The sequence below is a fragment of the Kushneria aurantia DSM 21353 genome (genome assembly GCF_000382245.1).
Taxonomy (GTDB): Bacteria; Pseudomonadota; Gammaproteobacteria; order Pseudomonadales; family Halomonadaceae; genus Kushneria; species Kushneria aurantia.
Window position 1 is genome coordinate 16,862 of sequence record NZ_KB907867.1, and the last position, 23,347, is coordinate 40,208.

Sequence of the window (23,347 nt, forward strand, 5' to 3'; positions counted from 1 at the left end):
CGGTCGTGACGATCATGGATGCCCGGCGCTCGCGGCGCTAGACTGAAGCCGATCACTCGGGGACAAGCATGGACTGGCTCGAATACGTACTGCCTCTCGTTTTTCTGACACCGCTGGGCGCTACCGCGGTGGTGGTGCTGGGTCTGCGCCATCTGTTTCAGGACAAGCCCGGTTTCTCCGCTTCCGGCGAACACTTGCGCCAGTCGGGCCACCGCTTTCGTGAGCGGCTGGCCGAGGCCCGCGTGCAGCTGTTTCTGGCCTGCGCGCTGGGCCCGGTGGTGGCCATTACGCCGCTGATTTATGGCATGGGGCGGATGCTTTTCTCGTCCCATCAGGACTGGATCGAGTGGAGCCTCTACGGCCTGACCACCACGGTGCTGGCGCTGATCGTCGGCGCCTTCATGATGATACTCTCCTACCGCATCTCGCGGCTGCGCCTGCGGCTGGCCTGCGCGATGAGCGTCACCTGGCAGCTCGAACAGCTGATGCTCGCCAACGAACAGATGATTCACGTCTTTCACGATGTGCCCGCCGAGGGCGCGAGCATCGACCATGTGATCGTCACCCGTCAGGGGGTGTTCGCCCTGACCGTCAAGGCGCGCCGCGCGCCGCCTGGGTCGGCAAGCGAGTCACCGCGGCTGCGTCTCGACGGCGAACGGCTGTGCTTTCCCGATCATGAAGAGCGTAGCCCGCTGCGCGATGCGCGTCGCGCCCGACGCTGGCTGCATATCGATCTCTCCCGCTACTGCGGCAGCGATATTGCGGTGCGCGGCATGCTGATGCTGCCCGGCTGGTCGCTGGATATCGAGCGTGAGCAACCGGATATCGACGTCATCGAAGAGTCGATGCTGATCGAGCGCCTCGAACGCAGCGCCAGTACGCCGCTCGAGGCACCGCAGCACACGGCCGTCATCCAGCGGCTGGCAGCGCTGGCCGGTGACAGGCCCATGCATGTGCCGCTGTCCGCCGACAGCGCAAAGCCCGCCGGCGCCTGATAAAGCGATCGCGGGCAGAGCCGCGCCGGCATCGACGTTGTGGAGGCGGAAATCGGCTATCCGATGATTCTCAAGGAGATTCGCAGCGCCCGCGGCAATGGCGTGCATCTGGTCGAACGGCGTCGCGAGCTCGAGCGCTTCGCCGCGGATAACCCGGTGCTCTACGCCCAGCCCAGGCTACCGATCGATCGCGATCGGCGTATCGTGCTGGTGGGGGACCGCATTCTTGCCAGCTACTGGCGAGTGACGCCGCTGGGCGGCTCAGGGATGTCGGGTATTGGGCAAACGACGCTTTTTCGATAAAGGTCTACGGAGGGCTCCGGGAGACGTCAAACTCAAAACGCCAGGCGATCGAACCAGTCGACGATAAAGTCTGTCAGCACCCTCAAACGGTTCGGCACATAGTGCATGTGAGGACGCACTATCGAGATCGACGTATCGCAGGTCGCGTCGCGGTAAGCCTCGAGTACCGGCAGTAGCACGTTATCTTCGATATCCTGCTTCACCAGAAACAGGGGCAGCCAGGCAATACCGTGCCCTTGCCGGCAAGCCGCATGCAAAGTTTCCAGCGAATTGCAGGAAAAACCAGCGCCAAGCTGAACCCTTTGGCCACTTGCCGAGGCCAGCCCCCACTGATTGAAACTGCCGGCCAGGTTTAGACGAAGGCAGGCGTGGTTGTGCATGTCTTCGGGGCGTTGCGGGGTACCCCGTTCGGCGAGATAAACCGGGCTCGCACAGGCCATCCGCCGGTTGGCTGCCAGCTTGCGAGCGACGAGACGCGAGTCTTGCAAGCTGGCGCTGCGGATAGCGAGATCCATCCCCTCCTGGACGATATCCACGACGGTATCCGTCAGTGTCAGATCGACCTCCACCTCTGGGTAGCGCTGCATGAACGCGAAAAGGGCCGGCACGACATGCATACGGCCGAGCGCATTCGATGCCGTCACGCGGATCCGCCCGCGAACCGTGCCTGCGCCTTCGGCCACTTCCGTTTCCACCGCCGTCAGGCGAGCGAGTATGTCGCGTGTTTCGGCGGCATACAGCTCGCCAGCATTCGTCAATCGAAGATGCCGCGTCGAACGGATGAGAAGCTGTACGCCGAGCCTGCCTTCTAGCGCCGTTATGCGCTTGCTGACGGCTGAATGCGTCAGGCCGAGATTGGCCGCAGCCCCAGAAAAACTCCCGGCGCTCAAGATAGCGTGAAATATGGCCATATCGGCTTCATAGCGCATATGTTCCAAATTAGAACAGGCAATGTGCCGAGTCAAGGGGTTATCGAGTGCTGTCAGCCACCCTAGGGTTAAATGGCATCTTCCAACAACGGTCGGGGGCTTCGATGTCTAACTCACTCATGATGCCAGAAAAATCTTGTACTTGTAGCAACGTTGGCACCTACGGTACCGAAAGAACAGAAATGCATGACCTGAGAGTGTATCGAAACGACCTCCATCTTATAAAAGCGCAAGAAATTGACAAAAAAGCTGCCCGTCTAGTCTGGTGTAATGGGGATGTAGGTGCATTTCACTACACTTGGCTTCGCGAAAATGATCCACACCCGTCATCTCGGCACCCCATGTCGAGAGAACGGCTGGTACACCCCCTGGATGTCAGATCTGATATCCGACCTGAGTGGATCGCGATTCATGAAGGGGGAGGTTTATCGGTTCGCTGGTTGCGGGAGGATGGCGGACATCCAAGTCTATTCGGGGCAGGATGGTTGCATGCCCACCGATGCAACCAGGATTCATCGATCAACTCAATCAAACCATCACGCGCCGCCCGGCCAGAACCTATTGAAGCGCAATGGAGCGACGTAATGAACGATGACAGCGCGCTTTTATCATGGCTCGACGGCTATATTGAGCGGGGCTGGTCGATAATAAAAGGGGTCCCTCAAGAAAAAGGAATGGCTATCGAATTTGGAAAGCGCATTGGCACCGTCAGATCCAGCAATTTTGGATTCTATTTCGATGTACGCTCAAAAGCTGCGCCAATTTCAAATGCGTATACTGCAAATTTCCTGCCCCTCCATACAGACCTGCCTCACTATGAAATGCCACCAGGGCTACAGATTCTGCATTGCCTTTCAAACGATGCGGTAGGAGGGGCCTCACTACTAGCCGATGGCATTGCCGTGGCAGAACACCTGATGCGGAGCGAACCCGACGTATTCTCCTGTCTATCTCAAAACCGGCTGCCATTCCGGTTTCAAGATTCCGATAGCGAATTCAATGCACGGCACCCCATCATAGAATGCAATGAATTGAATGAGCCAACCTACATCAATTGGTCAAACAGCACCATCGCGCCTCTTGACTCAAGCTTCGAAAATATTCGCTCCATTCAATCAGCGATCAGGCGCTTCGTCACACTAATCGAGAGCCCAACCTTCAAGATAAGCCATAAACCAAGCGCCGGAGAAGCGCTCGTATTCGACAACCGGCGCATGCTTCATGGTCGCGAAGCCTTCCAACCGGAGACCGGTTACCGACACTTCCAGGGTTGCTATCTCGATACCGCCGAAGTGATGAGCAGACGCAACGCGCTAGCTCGTTGCCATCAGCACGTGGAATTCATTTGATCATTCCCCTGCACCAATAGCGCGCACACAGAAGGAATCGCACCATGTCAACCCGAATATTACAGACTCAAATATCTCCTGATGCCAATCTACCAGGAATTTTCCGGGCCTTCGGCTTTATCTTGACCGGTGTTCTCGCGTTTGGCCTCGCAACGGGTGGGCTCTTCCCGCTCATCGGACTCAAACTGCAGGATCAGGGCGCCAGTGATCTTATCATCGGGTTGATCACGTCCGTTTTCTTTGCCGGGACCTTTGCCGGTTCTCTGTTGACCGAGCGGATCATTGCTCGCATACGCCACATTCGGACCTTTTCATTCCTGGCGGCGACGGCAGGCATCAGCACTATGGCACTGGCCCTGTCGGACGACCCCAGGGTGTGGATACTCATGCGTTTCATCACCGGGTTTTGTCTGGGCGGTTACTATGTGGTCATTGAGAGCTGGATCAACTACGCCTCGACGAACCAGACCCGCGCGCGTGGCATGTCGATCTACGAAGCGGTACGCATGCTGGGTATCGCGATCAGCCCGTTCGTCCTGGGACTGGGCCTCAATGGTCAGCCTTACATCCTGGCTGGATTGCTATTTACGCTAGCGATCATCCCGCTGGTGTTCTGTCCCCTGGAAGAACCCGTGCAAAACGAACCCGGGACGCTGCCCTTTGGACGCCTGCTCGCGCTCGTACCGCTTGGCATGCTGGCCGCGTTCGTCTCTGGCTCAGTCAATGCGGCGTTCTACGGCATGGCCGGGGTGTATGGTGACAGAGCAGGCCTCGACACCTCGGAGATCGCGATCTTTATTGGTTCCATGCTGATCGCCCCCACTTTCGCCCACCCCATCATGGGGGCGGCAGCGGATCGTTTTGGGCGGTTGCCAGTGCTCTTCGTCGCATCGGCAAGCTCGGCGTTGGCGGCGGTCGTGATCGCCACGATGGCGTCAGGATTGTGGGATCTGGTGATATTCAGCTTTCTGCTGGGCGGGTTCAGCCATCCGGTCTATTCGCTGGGGGTCGCTTATGTGAACGATAGACTCGATCCCGGCGATTTCGTGCGAGCAGGTGGCGCACTGCTCATCGCCTTCTGTCTGGGCACCACCTTTGGCCCGACGGCGGCGGCGGCAACCATGGCCCTGACGGGCGACTCGGGCCTGTATCTCTTTATCGCGGGCATTCTCACCCTCGTTGCCCTGGGCGTCGCGATGAGTGCGGGAGCCAACCGCCCTGCCAAACAGTAACCGTGTTGCCAACTTAAAAAAACCCGGCCGCACAGGGGCGGCCGGGCCAGGAGTATGGTGAAGCAGCGCGGTCAGACCGGCGGCTGCTCCGGGCTGTCGGGCATGTTGATGCTGCCCGGCTCCATACGATTGAGGTGCAGGAATTCGAGGTGTCGCTCGTACTGGTCGAGAATATCCTCGATGACCTGCGAGGTGTTGTAGCCCATCAGGTCGTAGCCCTGACTGCCTTCCAGCAGATGCACCTCGAGGCGGAAGTACTCCTCGCGATTACTGTTCCGGGAAAGGGCAAAGGCGGGCAGCGGGAACGCCCGTGTCCACACCTGGTAGGTGAAGTTCTGCTCTTCGCCGAAGTCAACGTTCAACGAGATGTAGTCGTTGTCGTTCTGCTCGCCCTGATTGACCTCGACGTTCTGATTGCGCTGCTTGAGCTTGTCGCGGATCGACGTCATGGCCGGCTGCACCGTCTCGGCGATGAACTGCCGCGCTTGCTGACGATCCGGGAAGTTCATGGAGCGCTCGAGACGCTGCTCCCAGTGCTTGCTGCTGTCACCGCTGCCGCCCATGCGACCGGAGAGCGAGCTGGAAAGGCTCAGCCGATGGCTCTCTTCCTTGAAGGCTTCAACCTTGAGCGCCTTGTAGAGGCCCGCCATCATGAAAAATATCACCACCGAGAAGGGCAACCCGGTAATCACCACCGCACTCTGCAGGGTGGAGAGACCGCCGGCCAACAGCAGCGCGAGGGTGAGAACGCCGATCACCGCCGACCACAGAATGCGCATCCAGATCGGCGCATCACTGCTGACATCCTTGAGAATCGAGGTGAAGTTCGACAGCACCAGCGCGCCCGAATCCCCCGAGGTCACGAAGAACACAATGGCCAGAATACTGACGACGATGGTAGTCAGCACCGGGAGGGGATAGGTCTCCAGAAACAGATAGATCCCCGCGGGCGGATTGTTCATCACCTGCTGGCCGAAATCACTGGCCCCGTTGATCGCCATATCGATGGCGCTGTTACCCAGAATCGACATCCAGATCATCATGAAGGCGATCGGCAGCGTCAGCGTACCGGCGACAAAGGTACGGATGGTGCGCCCACGCGAGATACGCGCCAGAAACAGCCCCACAAACGGCCCCCACGCAACCCACCAGGCCCAGAAGAACAGCGTCCAGGCGTTGAGCCAGTCGGTCGGCCGATCAAAGGCGTAGGTATCGAACGACATCGACACGAACGAGGAGAGGTAGTCCCCCACGTTCATCACCAGGGCGTTAAGCAGGAAGATGGTGTCGCCGGCAAACAGCACGAACAGCAGCAGTGCGATCGCCAGCAGAATATTGAACTCGGAGAGTCGGCGAATGCCGCGCTCGACCCCGGTGACGGCCGAGATGGTGGCAAACAGCACGATCAGCAGCACCAGCGCGGTCTGCGTCCAGGCGCTCTCGGTAATACCGAACATGAAGTTCAGCCCGTAGTTGAGCTGAATCACGCCGATACCCAGGCTGGCTGCAATGCCGAAAACCGTGCCCAGCACCGCGGCGATATCCACCACGTGGCCGATGGGGCCGTAGATTTTTTTGCCGAAGATGGGATAAAGCGCGCTACTGATGGTCAGCGGCAGATTGTGACGATAGCTGAAAAAGGCCAGCGACATGCCGATCAGGGTATAGATCCCCCAACCCGACAGCCCCCAGTGCAGGAAGGTCAGCTCCATGGCGTGACGCGCGGCGGCAATCTGCCCCTCGGGCGCATCGGGCGCGTTGTAGAACTGGGTCAGCGGCTCGGCGAGAGCGAAAAAGATAACCCCGATCCCGATACCGGCGGAGAACAGCATCGCCGACCAGGAGAAGATGTTGAAATCCGGTCGGGAGTGCTCGGGCCCGAGACGGATCTTGCCAAAGCGCGACACGCCCAGAAACACCACAAAGGCGAGATAGATCACCACGGTCAGGAAGTAATACCAACCGAAAGTATTGGAGATCCAGCCCAGTAAGGCGTTGATGACCGCACTGGCCTGCTCGGTGGCGATCATCGCCCATAGCGAGAACACCACGATGCCGATGAAGGAGCCGTAGAAGACGACCGGATTGAGCCGGTCCTCGTTCACCCTGTCCTTGTCCGTTGCTGTGCTCATAAGGTTTCCCGATTGATTGTTAAAAGAACCCCATTACGTAGCGCGTTACCTTCCGATCCGGAGCGCCCGATCGGCGCCAAAGGATACGCTGCCGGTTTATAGTTTAACGGACATTCAAAAAAAATCACTTATCGGGTCGCAATCGATGTAGAAGCGACGCTTATGCGACGCCGATGGAACGCCCGTCATCGCCCTGGTAGCGGCCCCTCTGGCGCGATGCCCCTGCGGCGGAAAGGTTACAGGTATAGGCAGAATGTCGGATAAGTCAGTCGATCGGACAGGTCTGGCCGTGGATCAGCCAGGTGGGTATTACCACCTCCTTATCATCGTCAAGGCCGGTCACCATGCGCGCCGCGCGAATGCCCTTTGCGCGGCTGTCGTAGTAGACCGTGGTCAGATACGGCGGGCGGCGCTGCCCCTCGGCAATGCCATCAAAGCCGGTCAATTGCAGCGCCTGCGGCACCCGAATGCCGCGCTGCTCGGCCAGGCTCAGGGCAGTCAGCGCCAGCCGGTCCGACATGCACAGCAGCAGGTCGGGGGGAGTATCGTCATCCAGCAGCGGCTCGATCACCGGCGCCGCTGCTTCAAAGGTGTTGCCATCGACGTTGTAAAGCGGCACTGCGGCAGGCTCGAAGCCGGCCTCGGCCAGCGCGCGGTCGAAGCCGGCGAGGCGCTCCAGCATCATGGCATTGGGATGTTGCAACGGCCTATGACGCTCGCAGCTCCCCGCCGGAGCGTCCAGCGTCAGACGCAGCGCCAGTACCGCCGGGCGCCGAGCGCCACCGGCCAGCGCTCGGCGCGCCAGCTCGAAGGCCGCGTCGCGATTATCAATGCCGACCGAAGGCCGCCCCGGCATCAGGTTATCGACGGTCACCACCGGCTGCGACTGCGGCTCGCCGATCTGTGTCAACTGATCGTTGTCGGGAAGCGAGCCGTAGACCAGGTAGCCGTCGGCCACGCCGTTGAAGGACGAAAAGGGACGATCGGTGCGGGTCGCGTTGGTCAGCAGCAGAATACGGTAGTCGTGGGCGTCAAACACTTGCGAGATACCGGCCAGAAACTCGCTCGCCACGCTGTCGGAGAAACTGTAGCCGAGGTCGTCGGAGAGCACGACGCCAATGATCCGGCTGAGCCCGGTACGCAGCGTGCGGCCACGGCTGTCCGGGCCGTTGTAGCCCAGCGCCCGGGCCGCGGCGAGAATCTCCCGGCGACGGCGCGCAGAGAGCTGGTCGGGACGATTGAAGGCGTTGGAGACGGTGGCCGCCGACACGCCCAGCCGTGCGGCCACCTGCTTGAGGGTAATGCGCGTCGCCGCGCGGCGACGGGGGCTCATACGCGATCCAACCGACGCCGGCTCGCACTACCGGCGCAGACAGTCTTGATCATGACAGGAGCCATACCGCCGCGTTGCCGGCCAGCTCACGTCCGCCTGCCGCCTCCGGCAGACTGTGGGCGATCACCTGCCCCTCGGGCAGCGCCACCGGCGCACTGCCCAGATTGAGCACCACGGTGATATCGCCGTTACTGACCCTCATGACGTCATCGCGCGGGCTCACATGCCAGACCAGCATACCGCGGCCGAGATTGTAATCGCGGCGCAGCGCCAGCAGGCGCCGATAGAGTGACAGGGTCGAATCCGGCGCATCCTGCTGAATATCGACCGCATAGCGGGCGTAGCTGACGGGCTGCGGCAGCCAGGGCTCGGCGGCAGCGCCATCGCTGAAACCGAAGGCCGGTGCGTCCGCCCGCCACGGCAGCGGCACGCGGCAGCCGTCGCGCCCGCCGTCCTCGCCGCCGGTGCGTAGAAAGCCCGGGTCCTGACGGTAGCGATCCGGCATGGTGGTGTGGTCCGGCAGGCCCAGCTCCTCACCCTGGTAAAGATAGGCCGAGCCCGGCAGCGCCAGCGTCAGCATGATGATCGCCCGCGCCCGCCGCAGGCCCAGCGCCTCGTCGGGCTGTTCATCCTCGGCGCCGATCTTCTGCGGGCGCGCACCGGGGTCGGAGAGCCCCAGCCGCGAGGCGTGACGCACGCCGTCGTGATTGGACATCACCCAGGTGGTGGTGGCCCCGACCTCACTGCTGCTGGCGATCGAGCGGTCAATTACGTTGCGCAGCTCATCGGCCTTCCAGTGCGCCATCAGGTAGTCGAAATTGAACGCCTGCTGCATCTCATCGGGGCGAATATAGCGAATCACTCGCTCCGGCTTGAGCCAGGCTTCGGCGACCATCATGCGGTCGTCGCCGTACTCGGCCAGCACCCGGTGCCAGCGCCGATAGATATCATGCACCTCATCCTGGTCCCACATCGGGCCGCGGTTGCCGCCCTCGACCATTACCTGCTCGCCGTCCCAATCGGGCAGGTCGGGCTGCTTGATCATGCCGTGGGCAACATCGACGCGAAAGCCATCGACGCCGCGCCCGAGCCAGAAACGCAATACGTTTTCGAACTCCTCGCGCACCTCCGGGTTACGCCAGTCGAGATCGGGCTGGCCGGTATCGAACATGTGCAGATACCACTGGCCGTCATCGATACGCGTCCAGGCCGGGCCGCCGAAGATGCTCTGCCAGTTGTTGGGCGGTAGCTCGCCGTGTTCGCCGCGTCCTTCGCGGAACATATAGCGCGCCCGCTCGGGGCTGCCGGACGGGCTGGCCAGTGCCTGGCGAAACCAGACGTGCTCGCTCGAGGTGTGGTTGGGCACCAGGTCAACGATCACCTTCATACCGCGCTCATGGGCACCCGCCAGCATGCGGTCGAAATCGTCCAGGGTGCCAAACAGCGGGTCGACGTCGCGATAGTCGGCCACATCATAGCCGGCATCGCACTGCGGCGAGCGGTAGAAGGGCGACAGCCAGAGCGCATCGACGCCGAGTGCCGCGAGGTAATCAAGGCGTTCGGTAACACCGGCCAGGTCCCCCATGCCGTCGCCGTTGGCGTCCATGAAGCTACGCGGATAGATCTGATAGATGACGGCGTCGCGCCACCACTGCGGGTGAATCATGAGAGTTCCCGTGATCGCAAGGGTTCGGAGACGATACCCGATGGCCAATGCTGCTCGCCGCCATCGCGTTCGCGCTCTTTGCCGGTTATAGATGAAAAGGGTGTCAACTTGTGTATAGAGAAAGATGGCGCATGACGCGACTGCGCCGGCCGCCGTCAGGTCGGCGCCTGCTCGCTGTGGCGATCGCTGCGGCGCGCGGCATCGGCCACCGGCAGCGCACGGCCCTCACCATCGAACAGGTGCACCTTGTCGGCGTCGAAGTCGAGCGTTACCCGTTCGCCGCGCTCGAAGCGGCTGGGCGCCTCGGTGCGGCACACCAGCAGCTCGCCGTCGGCCATCTGCAGATAGAGATAGGCCTCGCTGCCGAGATACTCGACGTTGACGACCTCGACACCCTCGCCCTGCGCAGCCGGCGTCAGGTGCAGGTGCTCGGGGCGCACGCCCAGCTCCAGCCGCTCGCCGACAGCGTCCGCCGGCAGCTGCTGCGGCAGGTCGCGCTCGCCCACCCCGGGCACATTGATGCGACAGCCGCGATCGTTGCCGGTGCGCGCCTCGACGTGAATGAAGTTCATCCGCGGCGAGCCGATGAAGCCGGCCACGAAACGCGAGGCGGGGCGCTCGTAGAGCTCCTGCGGGGTGCCGATCTGCTCGACGTGGCCGGCGTTGAGCACCACGATCCGGTCGGCCAGCGTCATCGCCTCCACCTGGTCGTGGGTGACATAGATCATGGTCGAGCCGAGACGTTTGTGCAGCCCGGCGATCTCATTGCGGGTCTGTACTCGCAGCGCGGCGTCGAGGTTGGAAAGCGGCTCGTCGAACAGCAATATCTTCGGTTCGCGTGCCATCGCCCGGCCGATCGCCACGCGCTGGCGCTGACCGCCGGAGAGCGCCTTCGGCAGCCGCTCCAGCAGGCCATCGAGCTGCAGAATCCTTGCCGTCTGACGCACGCGCTCATCGACCGTCTGCTTGTCGGTCTTCGCCAGCTTGAGGCCGAAAGCGATGTTCTGATACACGCTCATGTGCGGATAGAGCGCGTAGGACTGAAACACCATGCCAATGCCGCGCTCCTGCGGCGTCAGGTTGTTGACCCGCTGCTCGTCGATCAGCAGATCGCCGTTGGTGATCGACTCGAGCCCCGCGATCAGCCGCAAAAGCGTTGACTTGCCGCAGCCGGAGGGGCCGACGAAGACCACGAACTCGCCATCGCCGATCGCCATCGACACATCATCGATCACCCGGGTCGAACCGAAGCGCTTGTTGACCCGTTCCAGTTTTACACCAGCCATAATTCCTCCTGCCCAACAACGGGAAACCCTTGCGACCAATGCTCAGCCCTTGACGGCACCGGCGGTCAGTCCGGAGACAATTCGGCGCTGGAAGATCACCACCAGCACCACCAGCGGTACGGTGACGATCACCGAGGCCGCCATGATCGGCCCCCAGGGCAGCTCGTACTGGCTGCCGCCGGAGATCAGCGCAATCGCCACCGGCACCGTGCGCTGAGAGTCGGTGAGCGTGAAGGTCAGGGCGAACAGAAACTCGTTCCAGGCGGCGATGAAAGCCAGCAGCCCGGTGGTCGCCATCGCCGGCCACAAAAGCGGCATGAAGACCTTCGTCAGCGTCACCCACGGCGAGGCGCCGTCAACGATCGCCGCTTCCTCCAGCTCATCGGGCAGCTGGCGCATGAAGGTGGTCAGAATCCACACCGTGAACGGCAGGGTGAAGATGGTGTAACTGAGGATCAGCCCGCCCGGCGAGTTGTACAGATCGAGCGTGCGGATCACCTCGAAAAGCCCGGAGAGCACCGCCACCTGGGGGAACATCGACACCCCGAGCACGATCATCATCACCGTGGTGCGGCCGCGAAAGCGCACCCGACCCAGCGCCCAGGCGGCGGTCAGACCCAGCAGCAGGGCGATCAGCACCACGCTGACGGCAACGATCACCGAGTTGCGAATGGCCGCCAGGAAGGTGGGCTGAGAGAGCACCGTGGCATAGTTGGAGAAATCGACACTGTCGACCCAGTAGCTCACCTGAAACAGCTCGCTGGAGGGCTTCAGCGAGGTCACCAGCGCGTAGTAGAAGGGGAAGATGGCGTACACCATCAGCACCGCCACCAGCAGCCAGAAGCCGATTTTGAGCACAATGCCTTTCAGCGTGCGCAGGGTCATGAGCCACCTCCCAGCTGACGACGACCGATATACAGATAGACCACCGTGATCAGCGCGATGATCATGAACAAAAGCGTCGAGGCGGCGCTGCCGTAGCCCACGTCCTGGAACTCCACCAGCTGCTGACGGGCGTAGATCGACATCGTCATGGTCGAGGCGGCGTTGGAGGTCAACACGTAGATGACGTCGAATACCCTGAGGGCATCCAGCGCACGAAAGATGATTGCCACCAGCAGCGCCGGCATAATCAGCGGCAGAGTGACGCGAAAGAACACCCTGACCGGATGGATGCCGTCGACCTTCGCCGCCTCGTAACAGTCCGACGGCAGCATCTGCAGCGCGGCCAGCACCAGCAGCGCCACGAAGGGCGTCGCCTTCCACACATCGACGATGATCACTGCCCACATCGACAGGCTGGCATCGGCAGTCCAGGAGAGCGGCGCGTCGATCAGCCCCAGGCCCAGCAGCATATGGTTGATGATGCCGAACTGGTCATTGAGCATCCACGCCCAGATCTTGGCCGACACCACGGTGGGAATCGCCCAGGGGATCAGCATTGCCGCGCGCACCAGGGTGCGGCCGCGAAAGTGGGCATTGAGTACCAGCGCCACGATCACTCCCAGCACCGCCTCCAGCGAGACCGACACCAGGGTGAAGTAGAGGGTGTTCCACACCGACTGCCACCACATCGGGTCGGCCATGATGCCGTACCAGCCGTTGTCATACACCAGGTAGTTCTCGAGACCAATAAACTGCCCGCCCTCGAGGCTCGACAGGCTGGCATCGGTCATGCTGAACCAGAAGGTGCGCACAAGCGGCCAGCCGGCAACCGCTGCCAGCACTACCAGCATCGGGGCGAGAAACAGCCAGGCGGCGCGTACCCGCCGCCGCCGTACCCGGGTTCCTCGCTCGCGGCGCGGGCTGTCAGCCTGCTGCTGCAAAAACGCTCTATCCGTCATATCGGCCGCGACATCGCTCGTCGCGGCCTGCTGCCGAGTCGCCATAACGCGCCTCCTTCTTCAACCGTTTACCAGCCCCGTCCCTTGATGCGCCTGAGCTCGCTCTGCAGGCCATCCAGCCCCTGTTGCGCCTCGGTATTCCCGGACAGCACTTCATGGACGGTATTGAAAAAAGCGTTGGAGACGCGCGGATATTTGTCGCCGGTCACCGCCGAGGGACGCGGGATCGCCGAAGTGAAAGTGTTATAGAGGGTGCCGAAGAAGGGCACTGCGGCCAGCACCTCCTCGTCCTGATAGAGCGCCGGCAGCGTAGGATTGTAGGAGCCGTCGATGGCACGGCGCTTTTGCTCCTCGGGAGAAGTCAAAAAGGCGACCAGTTCGGCGGCCAGCTGCGGGTGCTCGCTGTAGCGTGATACCGCCAGGTTCCAGCCGCCCAGCACCGCCGCGCTCTGACCGTTTTCACCGCCGGCGGGCAGCGCCACGACGCCGACATTGTCGCGAATATCGCTCTGCTCCGACTGCACCAGGTCCCAGGCGTAGGGCCAGTTGCGCATGAATAGCGCATTGCCCGACTGGAAGACGCCGCGCGCCTCCTCCTCGGTGTAGTTAAGCACCCCCTGCGGCGAGATATCGTTGATCCAGCTGGCAGCCAGTGTCAGCGCCTGCGCCGCCTGCGGATTGTCGATGGTGATATCGCCCTGGTCATTGACGATGGTGCCACCCTCGGGATAGCTGGCGATCCACTCCAGCGCGTTGACGGTCAGCCCCTCGTAGGCGCGCCCCTGAAACACATAGCCCCAGAAACCGCTGTTGCCCGCCTCGCGCTCACCAGCTTGCACCGTGCGCGCCGCCTCGGTCAGTTGCTGCCAGGTGGCGGGCACTTCAAGACCATACTTGTCGAGCAGATCCTTGCGGTAATAGAGCACACCGGCATCGGTAAACCAGGGCATCGCCACCAGCCGGCCGTCAACGGTGTTGTTGTCGACGATGGACTGGAAAAAGTCCTGGGTGGCATTCGTCGGCAGGTATTGATTGAGATCGACCAGATGCGGTGCCAGCATGCCGGGCCACACGACGTCGATCTGCAGCACATCGATATCGCTGGATTGCGCGCCGAGAATCTGCTGATAAAGCGACAGACGTTCGGTGGCGGAATTGGGTGTCGAGACCACCTCGACGCTGTGGCCGCTCTGCGCTTCCCAGCGGGCCACCCCTGCCTGGCAAAGCTGCAGCTCGGCACCCACGGCGCCGCAGGAGATAGTGAGATCGGCCGCCTGCGCCTGGCCGGCGCTGGCGACAACCAGAAGAAAACCTGCGGGAAGCAATCGGGCCTTCATAATGGCAACACCCCTTTCTCGAAGTAAATTTTTTTCAGTATCGGCTTAATCGTTTAAGACACCGAAAAATTACGCCCAATTACAATGGCGATACATAAGACCTTGGACTGATAACCCTTGGTTTATGCGACCAATGAACAGCTCAACAACGCCCTCTTCTACAGTTTACCTTCAGCGCTCGTTCGTGACTGAAACGGACCAGTGATTCCGCCGCTGGCGGCAACACGACAAGAAAACAATTGGGGGAATACCGTCATGTCATCAAAGCTGACACGCCGGCCACTGGCTATCGCCGTGGCCATCGCACTACTGGGACCGTCCACCAGCGTCATGGCCGACCAGAACCAGACCCTCGAGCAGCGCCTTGCCGAACTGGAGGCGCGCGTGGCCGCTTCCGAGCGCCGTGCCGAGCAGGCACAGCAGCGCGCCGAGAGAGCCGAAGCGGCACTGGCCGACAGTCGTGAGCAGAGCGCCGATCAGGACGCGCTGGAGGCTCGCGTAGCCCAGATCGAGGCCCGCGATAGCGAAAATCCGCCACCGCCGCCGCCGAGCGATGAAGGGCTGTCGATGAGCGCCTATGCTCGCTCCGGCCTGTTGCTCGACGACCATCTCAAAAGCGCGCCCGGCGGTCCCTACCTGACCCCGGCGGGGCGCTCCGGCGGCTCGGTGGGACGGCTGGGCAACGAGCCCGACACCTATGTCGAAACGGTGTTCGACTATCGGCAGAATTACGAAAACGGCGCCAAATCGCGCTATCGCGTCATGCTGGCCGACGGTAACACCTCTCTCAACGACTGGACCGCCGACGAGTCACAGCTCAATGTGCGCCAGGTCTACGCCGAATTCAGCGACCTGCCGACCTTCACCGGCGCTTTCGAGGGAGCTTCCATCTGGGCCGGCAAACGCTTTGACCGCGATAACTTCGATATCCACTGGCTCGACAGCGATGTCGTCTTCCTCGCCGGCACCGGTGCCGGTATCTACGACGTGGCGCTTGGTGATAACGCCACCACCAACCTGTCACTCTACGGTCGCAGCTTCAGCGACTATCCGGTGGTTACCAGCGATGCGCCGGATCTGCAGGGCAGCACCGACAACCTGATTCTCACCAGCAACAACTTCTTCGGCGACTGGCAGTGGATGGTCAGCGGTATGTCGGCCAACGACAACGACGCGCGCGATAACGACTCACGCGACAACGTTGTCGGCACGGGCGCTGCCGACAAGGGCTTCCATACCATGGCGGCCTACCACGGCGACAGTTTCTTCGGCCTGCGCGAGGGCACCACGGTCGCCGCACTGCTTTACGGTCACGGACTGGGCGCCGAGGTCAAGGCGATGGGATCGGACGGCAACCTGCTCGAGCAGGCCGATACCGCACGCCTGGCCCTCAACGGCACCACCTATATCGCCCCGCACTGGCGCATTGCCCCCACGCTGCTGGCACAGACCAGTAAAGACCGCTACGCCAGTGGCGACAGCTACAACTGGGCAACCCTCAGTGCGCGGCTGGCCAACGAGCTGACCGAAAACTTCGAGATGCAGTACGAGGGCAGCTATCAGTGGATGGATCTCGACCCGAAAGGTTATGAAGGGCTCAACGACGTCGAGGGCGGCTACACCCGCCTGACCGTGGCGCCGACCTTCAAGCCGATGGTGGGGGGATTCTGGAACCGCCCGGAGATCCGCTTCTTCGTCACCTGGAGCGACTGGGACAGCGACCTCAACAACTTTACCCAGACCGATGCGCTGGGCAGCGACGACTTCACCGGCAGCGAGTGGACCTTCGGCACCCAGATGGAGATCTGGTTCTAGGCCTCAAGGCACCGGATACAGGGACACAAGGGGCGCGGCCGGGCCGCGCCCCTCCCGATCCTTCACGCCCTTGATCCTTCACGCCTCATCCCAGCCACTACCCGCCTCCCGAGCCGGCGCAGGTGATGCGCCACGCCTCCCGGAGGCGACCATCAAAACGATCGCCGGCAGGATCACCAGGCTGGCCGACAGCATGGCACCGTCGATGCCGACCGACTCGAGGGCGCCGCCTCCGACAATCACGCCCACGCCGATGGCCGCGTTCAGGACCGCCGTGTGAATGGCGGTGGCCGGTACGGTATGCTCACCGGCCAGTGACAGCACCCAGGTCTGCAGGCCTGTAAACAGGGCAGATATGGTCATGCCCCAGACAATGAGCAGGCCGACGATCCACCACACTCCCGTGGTGGGACCGCCCAGGCCCAGCGCCATGATGGCCAGTGCCATACCGACCAGTGCCATGAAAATGAAGACTCTCAAATGGCGGTCAATCAGCAGGGCGCTCAACAGATTGCCGGCAAAGCCGGCAGCCCCGAAGGCAAACAGCATGACCGCAACGGCATAGGCCGAGATGCCCGGAATGGCGCTCAGGAATGGCTCGATGAAGGTATACGCCCCGAAATGCGCTGCGGCCGTCAGACCGGTGATGACATAGGTCACTCTCAGGTCCCGGCGCCTGATGGTCGCCATGAAACCACTGGCGCCGGATGACGACGGCAGGTGCATGGGGGGAAGCATCCACGCAAGGGCGCCGGCACAGAGGGCAGACATGCCCGCCAGACACCCGAAGGCGGTACGCCAGTCCACGTACTGACCGATCAGGTTGACCAGCGGCACGCCCATGACGGTCGCTACCGTGATGCCCCCCAGCACGATGGACGTCGCCAGCCCCACCCGTCCCTCTGGCACCATCTGCGCCGCGGTCGCGGCAACGCTCGCCCAGAACACGCCATGGGCGATGGCCCCCAGGGCCCGAGCGCCCAGCAGGGTCGACAGATCGGAAGACAGCGCCGCCAGGACGCTGGAGGCAGCAAGAATCAGCATCAGGGAGATCAACAGGGCCTTGCGCGAGATCCGGTGACTGACCCAGCTGGATAACAGGCCGCTGGCCGCTCCGATCCAGGCATACAGAGTGACGGCCAGCCCGACCATCGAGGGAGATTCATCAATATCCGAGGCGATCCGGGACAACAGCCCGATCGGCGCGAATTCGGTGGTCACCATCGTGAAGGACGCCAGACAGAGGACGCCAACGCCGCCCCACGTTCGAAAGGTTGATCTGGTCACGATATAAAACCCTGTGGCTTCTCGTCGGGTAGGTGGATCTCGCTCGAGGATTATCTTCGGGTTCTTTCACTGCCGCAACCGATAGAGTGTCGCGGCCTTGTTCACGCTACGGCGCTATCACGTCACTGCCGGCCGCCATGATCAACCCGCATCATTCCCCCCGCAGCCGCCCGCCCATCTCCTGGGCCAGATCGACGGCAAAGTTGTCGGTCATGCCACCGATGAAGTCGAGCATGCGCCGGTAGCTGTCGTAGAGCGGCCACCTGGGCTGCGGGGTGTTTTCACCGATCAGCGCCAGCACACGCTGGTGCTTGAAGCTCGACTGGCCGGTATGGTGTAGCTCGTGGGCGGCGCCAATAAAGGCTTCGAGCAGTATCCCCAGGGTGGTGTAGGCGCCGATCTCCAGCTTCGCCTTGCGGGCGTTGCGAAAGATGCGCTCGCGGGCGATCTGCTTCGCCTCCGTCACCCCCCAGCCCAGGTCGGGGTGGCACAGATCGAGCAGGTCCTCCTCGAGGCCCCCTTCCAGCAGCGCCTGTTCGTGAGTGACGAAGGCCGCCGCCACCTCGTTGACCGCCCGCTCCATCGCCGCGCCGCGCAGCGCCGCCACGCGCCGGCGCTGGGAGACCTGATCGCGCTCCATGCGGGCGTACTCAGCCGGCGCGCCGCCGGCGATATGGGTCAAAACGCTGGCCACTTCATCGAAACGCAGAATGCCCATCTCAAGGCCATCCTCGAGATCGAGCAGGGCATAACAGATATCGTCGGCGGCTTCGACCAGCCAGGCGAAGGGGTGGCGGCACCAGTGGCTGTCGCCGCGGCTTTTCAGCCCCAACAGCTCGGCCACGCCGGCGAGCTGCTCGCGCTCCGACTGGTAGGCGCCGAACTTGCCGGCCTTGCCGGCGTGTTCCACCGTCCAGGGATACTTGAGCATTGCCCCCAGGGTGGGGGCGGTAAGGCGCATGCCGCCGCGGAACTGGTTGTACTCGATCCGGGTGACAACCCGGAACCCCTGGGCGTTGCCCTCGTAGGTGAGCAGGTCCTTACGCTGGGTATCGCTGAGCCCTTCGAGGAACCCACTGCCTTCCGCCTCGGCGCGCTTGAACCAGTCGCGGATGGCGTATTCGCCGGCATGGCCGAAGGGCGGATTGCCGATATCGTGCCCCAGGCAGGCGGCCTGCACGATCACTCCCAGATCGGCCGACGACACCCCCGCCGGCAGCCGCGGTTCGAGCTGCTCGCCCACCATCATGCCGAGACTGCGGCCCACGCAGCCGACCTCCAGCGAGTGGGTCAGGCGGGTATGGATATGATCGTTTTCGGTCAGCGGGTGCACCTGGGTCTTGCGCCCCAGGCGGCGAAAGGAGCCGGCAAAGACGATGCGGTCGAAATCCTTGTGGAAGGGCGAGCGCCCCATCTCCAGCTCGCGGGCGGTGTCCTTGTCGTTGAGCCGGGTGGGGGTGAGCAACTGCTCCCATTTCATGGCGGACATGCCTTCCTCGCTACGGCGGGCCGATGGTATCGAGCGCCCTGTATAGCGCCCGGTGCTGTTTATTCGTTCACATCCATATAGCGCCGCGCCCACTCGCGGTTCTCTTCCAGCGTCGAGTAGCGGGTCGAGAGCTGCGAGGCGTCGAGATTGCCGGCGGCGATATCACGCTGCTCGCGCAGGCAGTCATAGGTCGCCTTGATAGCGGCGAAGTAGGCGCCGTGGCCGTTGACCACTACCCGCACGCCGGCACGGGCGAGGCGCTCGGCATCACGCAGTTCCGGATTGTCGTAGGTGACCAGCATCAGCGGCAGGTTGACGCCGGCGGTGATCCTTTCGAGATGATCGAAATCGCGCACCCCCACCAGGCAGATACCGTCGGCGCCGGCACGCTCGTAGGCCTGCACCCGAATGGCGGTGTTCTCCTCGTTGAGCACCCCGGCGTTGGTGCGGGCAAAGATCGCCATGGCGGGATCGATACGCGCCTCCAGCGCCGCCTCGATCTTGCCGATGCCCTCCTCCAGCGGTACCAGATCGGTCGACTTGCGGCCGTACTTGGCCGGCAACAGGGTGTCCTCGATGGTCAGCGCCGCCACCCCGGCGCGCTCCAGCTCGACGATGGTGCGCATCACGTTGAGGGCGTTGCCGTAGCCGTGGTCGGCGTCGGCGATGATCGGCAGCCGCGCCACCCGGCCGATGCGGGTCGCCTGCTCGACGAACTCACTGAGGGTAATCAGGGCGAAGTCGGGCGCCGCCAGCACCTGCAGCGACGCGACCGAGCCGCCCAGAATGCCCACCTCGAAGCCCAGGTCAGCGGCAATGCGAGCCGACATGGGGTCGAAGGTGGAGGCGGTAAAGAAGCATTGGTCGCGCTCGAGCAGCTCGCGGAAGCGGTTGCGCAGATCGTGCTGAGACGGGGTGGCCATGACAACTCCAAATGGGCCGGGCCGCGCCGGGCGGCCGCTGCGGGCGTGAGTGAAGGGCAACCTACTTTATACGTTCGTCGCCCCCGGCACCAATGGCGCGCCGTCAGTCGCTGCCGTCGGCCAGCGCCGGTAACAGCACCTTCAGCTTGCGGGTCAGGGTATTGCGTCCCCAGCCCAGCAGCTCGGCGGCCTCGCCCTTGCGCCCGCCGGTGTGCTTGAGTGCGGTCTCGATCAGAATACGCTCGAAATCCGGCACCGCCTCCTCCAGCAGGTGGGTATGACCGGCGGCCAGCGCACGGTCGGCCCACTCGCGGAAGGCGCCGCGCCAGTCACCGGCGCTCTCCACTGCCGCGTCGACCTCGCGCAGCTCCGGCGGCAGATCATCGATCAGCACCTCGCGGCTGGAGGCCATCACCGTCAGCCAGCGGCAGGTGTTCTCCAGCTGGCGCACGTTGCCGGGCCAGCCGAGCCGCGACAGATGCGTCTCGGCGGCCTCGGTGAGCACCTTGGGCTCGGCGGAGAGCTCCTTTGCCGCCTCGGCCAGGAAGTGGCGCGCCAGACGCGGAATGTCCTCGCGCCGCTCGGCCAGTTTGGGCAGATAGATGCGGATCACATTCAGGCGGTGGAACAGGTCCTCGCGAAAGCGGCCATCCTCGACCAGCTGCTCCAGATGCTGGTGGGTGGCGGCGATGATGCGCACATCGACGCGCACCGGCGTGTGCCCGCCCACCCGGTAGAACTCGCCGTCGGCCAGTACCCGCAGCAGGCGGGTCTGGGTCTCGGCCGGCATGTCGCCGATCTCGTCGAGAAACAGGGTGCCGCCGTCGGCCTGCTCGAAGCGCCCGCGCCGCTGAGAGGTGGCGCCGGTAAAGGCGCCCTTCTCGTGGCCGAACAGCTCGGACTCCATCAGATCGCGCGGGATCGCCGCCATGTTGAGCGCGATAAAGGGCTCGCGGCCGCGCGGACTGTGCTGGTGCAGCGCGCGGGCGACGCGCTCCTTGCCGGTGCCCGACTCGCCGTTGATCATCACCGTAATGTGCGACTGCGACAGCCGGCCGATGGCGCGAAACACCTCCTGCATGGCCGGCGCTTCGCCGATGATTTCGGCCTGGATGCCCTCCGGCGCCCGCGCCGGCGTGCGCCGTTCGCGGGCGTGGGCGATCGCCCGGCGCACCAGCGACAGGGCATCGTCGACATCGAACGGCTTGGGCAGATACTCGAAGGCGCCGCCCTGATAGGAGGCCACTGCGCTGTCGAGATCGGAGTGAGCGGTCATCACGATCACCGGCATCTCGGTGTGCTGCTCGCGCACCCGCGCCATCAGATCGAGCCCGTCGATGCCCGGCATACGAATATCGGTCAGCAGCACATCCGGCGGCTGGCGGTTGATCGCCTCCTCGGCCTGGTCGGCGCGCTCGAAGCTCTCCACTTCGATGTCCGGCTGGGCCAGGGTGCGCTCCAGCACCCAGCGTATGGCGCGGTCGTCGTCGACGACATAGACGCGGGCAACCTCAGTCATCGCTCTCTCCCTGATCAAATCTTCCATGATCGTTATCGCTGAGCCCGTCGAGGGGAATCAGCAGACGAAATTCGGTGTGGCCGGGGCGACTGTCGCACTCGATCAGCCCCTGGTGCTGGTGCAGGATCGACTGCGCGATCGACAACCCCAGCCCGCTGCCCTCCGGACGACCGGAGATCATCGGGTAGAACAGCGACTCCAGCAGCGACTCGGGGATTCCCGGGCCGTTGTCGATCACCGCCACTTCGCACACCAGCCGGTGGCGCTCGGCGCCGAGGGTGAACTGGCGCCGCGCGCGGGTGCGCAGCGTCACTCGCGGCTCGGCGATGTCGTTCTCCTCCAGCGCCTGGACGGCGTTGCGCGAGACGTTGAGCACCGCCTGGATCAGCTGGGCGGCGTCGCCCATGATCGGCGGCAGGCTGGGGTCGTAATTGCGCGAAAGCGTTACCCGGTCGGTCTCCGCCAGCAGCAGCCGACGCACCCGCTCGGTCACTTCGTGAACGTTGAGCGGCTGCTGCGCCACCGGCCGGTTGGGGCCCAGCATGCGATCGACCAGGTCACGCAGCCGGTCGGCCTCCTCGACGATGATGCGGGTAAACTCCTTGAGCCCCTCGTCGGGCAGGTCGCGTTCCAGCAGCTGGGCAGCGCCACGAATGCCGCCGAGCGGGTTCTTGACCTCGTGCGCCAGCCCGCGGGTCAACACCTTGACCATCTCCTGACGGGCGATCAGCGCCTCCTCGCGGGAGATACGCACCAATCGGTCGCGGCAGGCCAGTTCCAGCAGCAGCTCGCTGTCGGAGAGCGGCGTGGCGGTGTAGTCGACGATGCTGTGCTCGCCGTTGGCCAGCACGAGCGTCGCCTCGCGCTGAGTATAGGGGTGCTGGTCGGCCAGCGCCCTGGCCAAGCGGCCGCCGTCGTCCTCCAGCGACTCCAGCCGGGTACCGCGCACCCGCGCCAGGCTCAACCCCATGAGATCCTCCGCCGAGGGGTTGAGCCAGATGACTTGCAGCCGGGCGTCGAGCACCACCACGGCGGTCGTCAGATGTTCCAGCAGACCTTGATACATGCGCTCTCTGCCTCCTTTCCCTGTCGTAGTGCAAGAACTGCGCCAGATGTCACAGCCTGCGCACCACAAGCGACAACCGGCATCAGCAAAAGGCACAGGAGTAGCGCAGCGGCATCATCGCCCTCAGTTTATGCACCATTTATGTGCAAATAAAACAGGGGCTGCACTTCACGCAGCCCGATCACTGCGAGCGGGGTGGCAAGGGATGGATGGCATGCCGAGGATATGGCGCCGAGGAGCTCAGTGCGGCGTGGCCACCTCAACGGTCAACACCGGCGAGCGCTGGCGCACTCGACCGGCCCCGTCCACCAGTTCGGCGACCAGCCGATGCCGGCCGCTGGTGAGGCCGGTCGCCATCAGCACCCGGCTGGCCAGCGCGCTCTGATGGTGCCGATCATCGACCTTCAGGCGCAGCCGGTGGCCCTCTCGCAGGCCGGGCGACAGCATCACTCGCAGCGCCACACCGCGCCGGCCACGCGCGGCGGAGAGCGGCTCCCCCGGGGCCATGAGTTCGAACCGGCGATAGGGAGTAAAGGCTGCGGGCACGGGGTCGGGGTCGGGGTCGGGGTCGGGGTCGGGGTCGGGGTCGGGGTCGGGGTCGGGGTCGGGGTCGGGGTCGGGGGTGCCGGTCAGGTCAATGACCTCCGGCTGCGGCAGCGTTACCGCCTCCCCATCGGGATGGTCGCTCCAGCTCACATTGCCATCGGCATCGGTATGCCGATAGACCGCCCCCTCCACGGGCAGCGACATCACCGACAGCAGGACGATCACCAGCAGCGCGACGGGCATGGGCAGCTCACACAGGCAGGAAAGCCCTAGCCTGACATCCTTTACCTCATCGC

19 protein-coding genes are annotated in these 23,347 nt (G+C 63.4%); 5 read left to right on the forward strand and 14 right to left on the reverse strand.

Features of this window, described 5'->3' with window-relative positions:
* The first annotated feature begins 68 nt into the window (after positions 1 to 68).
* The gene (locus H146_RS18595) at positions 69 to 995 is read left to right on the forward strand and encodes a nuclease-related domain-containing protein (protein WP_019950953.1); all 927 of its coding nucleotides are present in this window, start codon (positions 69 to 71) and stop codon (positions 993 to 995) included.
* A gap of 39 nt (positions 996 to 1,034) precedes the next feature.
* Entirely contained in the window at positions 1,035 to 1,298 is a 264-nt protein-coding gene (locus tag H146_RS0105970; RefSeq protein ID WP_019950954.1) for an ATP-grasp domain-containing protein, read from the forward strand.
* Between the two features lie 32 nt (positions 1,299 to 1,330).
* Here the strand turns inward: H146_RS0105970 and H146_RS0105975 are convergent, their stop codons facing one another.
* On the reverse strand, positions 1,331 to 2,227 hold the full coding sequence (locus tag H146_RS0105975; protein ID WP_019950955.1) for a LysR family transcriptional regulator: 897 nt from the start codon (positions 2,225 to 2,227) through the stop codon (positions 1,331 to 1,333).
* Between the two features lie 341 nt (positions 2,228 to 2,568).
* On the opposite strand from H146_RS0105975, the gene H146_RS21705 reads away from it, so the two are divergent.
* Both H146_RS21705 and H146_RS0105985 read left to right on the forward strand, forming a co-directional pair.
* Entirely contained in the window at positions 2,569 to 3,576 is a 1,008-nt protein-coding gene (locus H146_RS21705; protein ID WP_281169608.1) for a TauD/TfdA family dioxygenase, read from the forward strand.
* 44 nt (positions 3,577 to 3,620) lie between these two features.
* The gene (locus H146_RS0105985) at positions 3,621 to 4,808 is read left to right on the forward strand and encodes an MFS transporter (RefSeq protein WP_019950957.1); all 1,188 of its coding nucleotides are present in this window, start codon (positions 3,621 to 3,623) and stop codon (positions 4,806 to 4,808) included.
* 71 nt (positions 4,809 to 4,879) lie between these two features.
* Here H146_RS0105985 and betT read toward each other — a convergent pair whose 3' ends face one another.
* The 7 genes from betT to H146_RS0106020 form a co-directional block, all read right to left on the reverse strand.
* On the reverse strand, positions 4,880 to 6,940 hold the full coding sequence (gene betT, locus H146_RS0105990; RefSeq protein ID WP_019950958.1) for a choline BCCT transporter BetT: 2,061 nt from the start codon (positions 6,938 to 6,940) through the stop codon (positions 4,880 to 4,882).
* Positions 6,941 to 7,205: 265 nt separating this feature from the next.
* Positions 7,206 to 8,273 (reverse strand): LacI family DNA-binding transcriptional regulator, encoded by a 1,068-nt coding sequence (locus H146_RS0105995; protein WP_019950959.1) that lies wholly within the window; start codon positions 8,271 to 8,273, stop codon positions 7,206 to 7,208.
* Positions 8,274 to 8,322: 49 nt separating this feature from the next.
* A complete protein-coding gene (locus tag H146_RS0106000; RefSeq protein ID WP_019950960.1) occupies positions 8,323 to 9,939 on the reverse strand; it encodes a glycoside hydrolase family 13 protein in 1,617 nt (538 codons plus the stop codon).
* A gap of 155 nt (positions 9,940 to 10,094) precedes the next feature.
* Positions 10,095 to 11,225 carry an ABC transporter ATP-binding protein gene (locus tag H146_RS0106005; protein WP_019950961.1) on the reverse strand — a complete coding sequence of 377 codons (1,131 nt, stop codon included), beginning with the start codon at positions 11,223 to 11,225 and terminating at the stop codon, positions 10,095 to 10,097.
* 42 nt (positions 11,226 to 11,267) lie between these two features.
* On the reverse strand, positions 11,268 to 12,110 hold the full coding sequence (locus H146_RS0106010; protein ID WP_019950962.1) for a carbohydrate ABC transporter permease: 843 nt from the start codon (positions 12,108 to 12,110) through the stop codon (positions 11,268 to 11,270).
* Positions 12,107 to 13,069 (reverse strand): carbohydrate ABC transporter permease, encoded by a 963-nt coding sequence (locus H146_RS0106015; protein WP_051090980.1) that lies wholly within the window; start codon positions 13,067 to 13,069, stop codon positions 12,107 to 12,109. Before H146_RS0106015 ends, H146_RS0106010 begins: the two co-directional genes overlap by 4 nt.
* A 68-nt stretch (positions 13,070 to 13,137) precedes the next feature.
* Positions 13,138 to 14,406: an ABC transporter substrate-binding protein gene (locus tag H146_RS0106020; RefSeq protein WP_019950964.1), complete on the reverse strand. Its 1,269-nt coding sequence runs from the start codon at positions 14,404 to 14,406 to the stop codon at positions 13,138 to 13,140.
* Positions 14,407 to 14,661: 255 nt separating this feature from the next.
* On the opposite strand from H146_RS0106020, the gene H146_RS0106025 reads away from it, so the two are divergent.
* Positions 14,662 to 16,221 (forward strand): carbohydrate porin, encoded by a 1,560-nt coding sequence (locus tag H146_RS0106025; protein WP_019950965.1) that lies wholly within the window; start codon positions 14,662 to 14,664, stop codon positions 16,219 to 16,221.
* Positions 16,222 to 16,299: 78 nt separating this feature from the next.
* Here H146_RS0106025 and H146_RS0106030 read toward each other — a convergent pair whose 3' ends face one another.
* From H146_RS0106030 to H146_RS21845, 6 genes are all read right to left on the reverse strand, one after another.
* Complete coding sequence (locus tag H146_RS0106030) at positions 16,300 to 17,508, reverse strand: MFS transporter (RefSeq protein ID WP_033195490.1); 1,209 nt, start codon at positions 17,506 to 17,508, stop codon at positions 16,300 to 16,302.
* Positions 17,509 to 17,659: 151 nt separating this feature from the next.
* Positions 17,660 to 18,997, reverse strand: a complete 1,338-nt coding sequence (locus tag H146_RS0106035; RefSeq protein ID WP_026351781.1) for a deoxyguanosinetriphosphate triphosphohydrolase — start codon at positions 18,995 to 18,997, stop codon at positions 17,660 to 17,662.
* 59 nt (positions 18,998 to 19,056) lie between these two features.
* Entirely contained in the window at positions 19,057 to 19,920 is an 864-nt protein-coding gene (locus H146_RS0106040; protein ID WP_019950968.1) for an isocitrate lyase/PEP mutase family protein, read from the reverse strand.
* A 103-nt stretch (positions 19,921 to 20,023) separates the two neighbouring features.
* Positions 20,024 to 21,439, reverse strand: a complete 1,416-nt coding sequence (ntrC, locus tag H146_RS0106045) for a nitrogen regulation protein NR(I) (protein WP_019950969.1) — start codon at positions 21,437 to 21,439, stop codon at positions 20,024 to 20,026.
* Positions 21,432 to 22,505 carry a nitrogen regulation protein NR(II) gene (gene glnL / locus H146_RS0106050; protein ID WP_019950970.1) on the reverse strand — a complete coding sequence of 358 codons (1,074 nt, stop codon included), beginning with the start codon at positions 22,503 to 22,505 and terminating at the stop codon, positions 21,432 to 21,434. The genes ntrC and glnL overlap by 8 nt, the downstream gene beginning before the upstream one ends.
* Positions 22,506 to 22,745: 240 nt before the next feature.
* A complete protein-coding gene (locus tag H146_RS21845) occupies positions 22,746 to 23,294 on the reverse strand; it encodes a DUF4124 domain-containing protein (RefSeq protein ID WP_019950971.1) in 549 nt (182 codons plus the stop codon).
* Between the last annotated feature and the right edge of the window lie 53 nt (positions 23,295 to 23,347).

Excerpts from the sequence above, each read along its gene's own strand:
- H146_RS18595 (WP_019950953.1), top strand. The coding sequence starts at position 69 with ATGGACTGGCTCGAATACGTACTGCCTCTCGTTTTTCTGACACCGCTG.
- H146_RS0106005 (WP_019950961.1), bottom strand. The coding sequence starts at position 11,225 with ATGGCTGGTGTAAAACTGGAACGGGTCAACAAGCGCTTCGGTTCGACC.
- H146_RS0106035 (WP_026351781.1), bottom strand. The coding sequence starts at position 18,997 with ATGTCCGCCATGAAATGGGAGCAGTTGCTCACCCCCACCCGGCTCAAC.
- H146_RS0106040 (WP_019950968.1), bottom strand. The coding sequence starts at position 19,920 with ATGGCCACCCCGTCTCAGCACGATCTGCGCAACCGCTTCCGCGAGCTG.
- H146_RS0106010 (WP_019950962.1), bottom strand. The coding sequence starts at position 12,110 with ATGACCCTGCGCACGCTGAAAGGCATTGTGCTCAAAATCGGCTTCTGG.
- betT (WP_019950958.1), bottom strand. The coding sequence starts at position 6,940 with ATGAGCACAGCAACGGACAAGGACAGGGTGAACGAGGACCGGCTCAAT.
- H146_RS0105985 (WP_019950957.1), top strand. The coding sequence starts at position 3,621 with ATGTCAACCCGAATATTACAGACTCAAATATCTCCTGATGCCAATCTA.
- H146_RS0106015 (WP_051090980.1), bottom strand. The coding sequence starts at position 13,069 with ATGACGGATAGAGCGTTTTTGCAGCAGCAGGCTGACAGCCCGCGCCGC.
- H146_RS0105975 (WP_019950955.1), bottom strand. The coding sequence starts at position 2,227 with ATGCGCTATGAAGCCGATATGGCCATATTTCACGCTATCTTGAGCGCC.
- ntrC (WP_019950969.1), bottom strand. The coding sequence starts at position 21,439 with ATGACTGAGGTTGCCCGCGTCTATGTCGTCGACGACGACCGCGCCATA.
- H146_RS21705 (WP_281169608.1), top strand. The coding sequence starts at position 2,569 with ATGTCGAGAGAACGGCTGGTACACCCCCTGGATGTCAGATCTGATATC.
- H146_RS21845 (WP_019950971.1), bottom strand. The coding sequence starts at position 23,294 with ATGCCCGTCGCGCTGCTGGTGATCGTCCTGCTGTCGGTGATGTCGCTG.
- glnL (WP_019950970.1), bottom strand. The coding sequence starts at position 22,505 with ATGTATCAAGGTCTGCTGGAACATCTGACGACCGCCGTGGTGGTGCTC.
- H146_RS0106000 (WP_019950960.1), bottom strand. The coding sequence starts at position 9,939 with ATGATTCACCCGCAGTGGTGGCGCGACGCCGTCATCTATCAGATCTAT.
- H146_RS0106020 (WP_019950964.1), bottom strand. The coding sequence starts at position 14,406 with ATGAAGGCCCGATTGCTTCCCGCAGGTTTTCTTCTGGTTGTCGCCAGC.
- H146_RS0106025 (WP_019950965.1), top strand. The coding sequence starts at position 14,662 with ATGTCATCAAAGCTGACACGCCGGCCACTGGCTATCGCCGTGGCCATC.
- H146_RS0105995 (WP_019950959.1), bottom strand. The coding sequence starts at position 8,273 with ATGAGCCCCCGTCGCCGCGCGGCGACGCGCATTACCCTCAAGCAGGTG.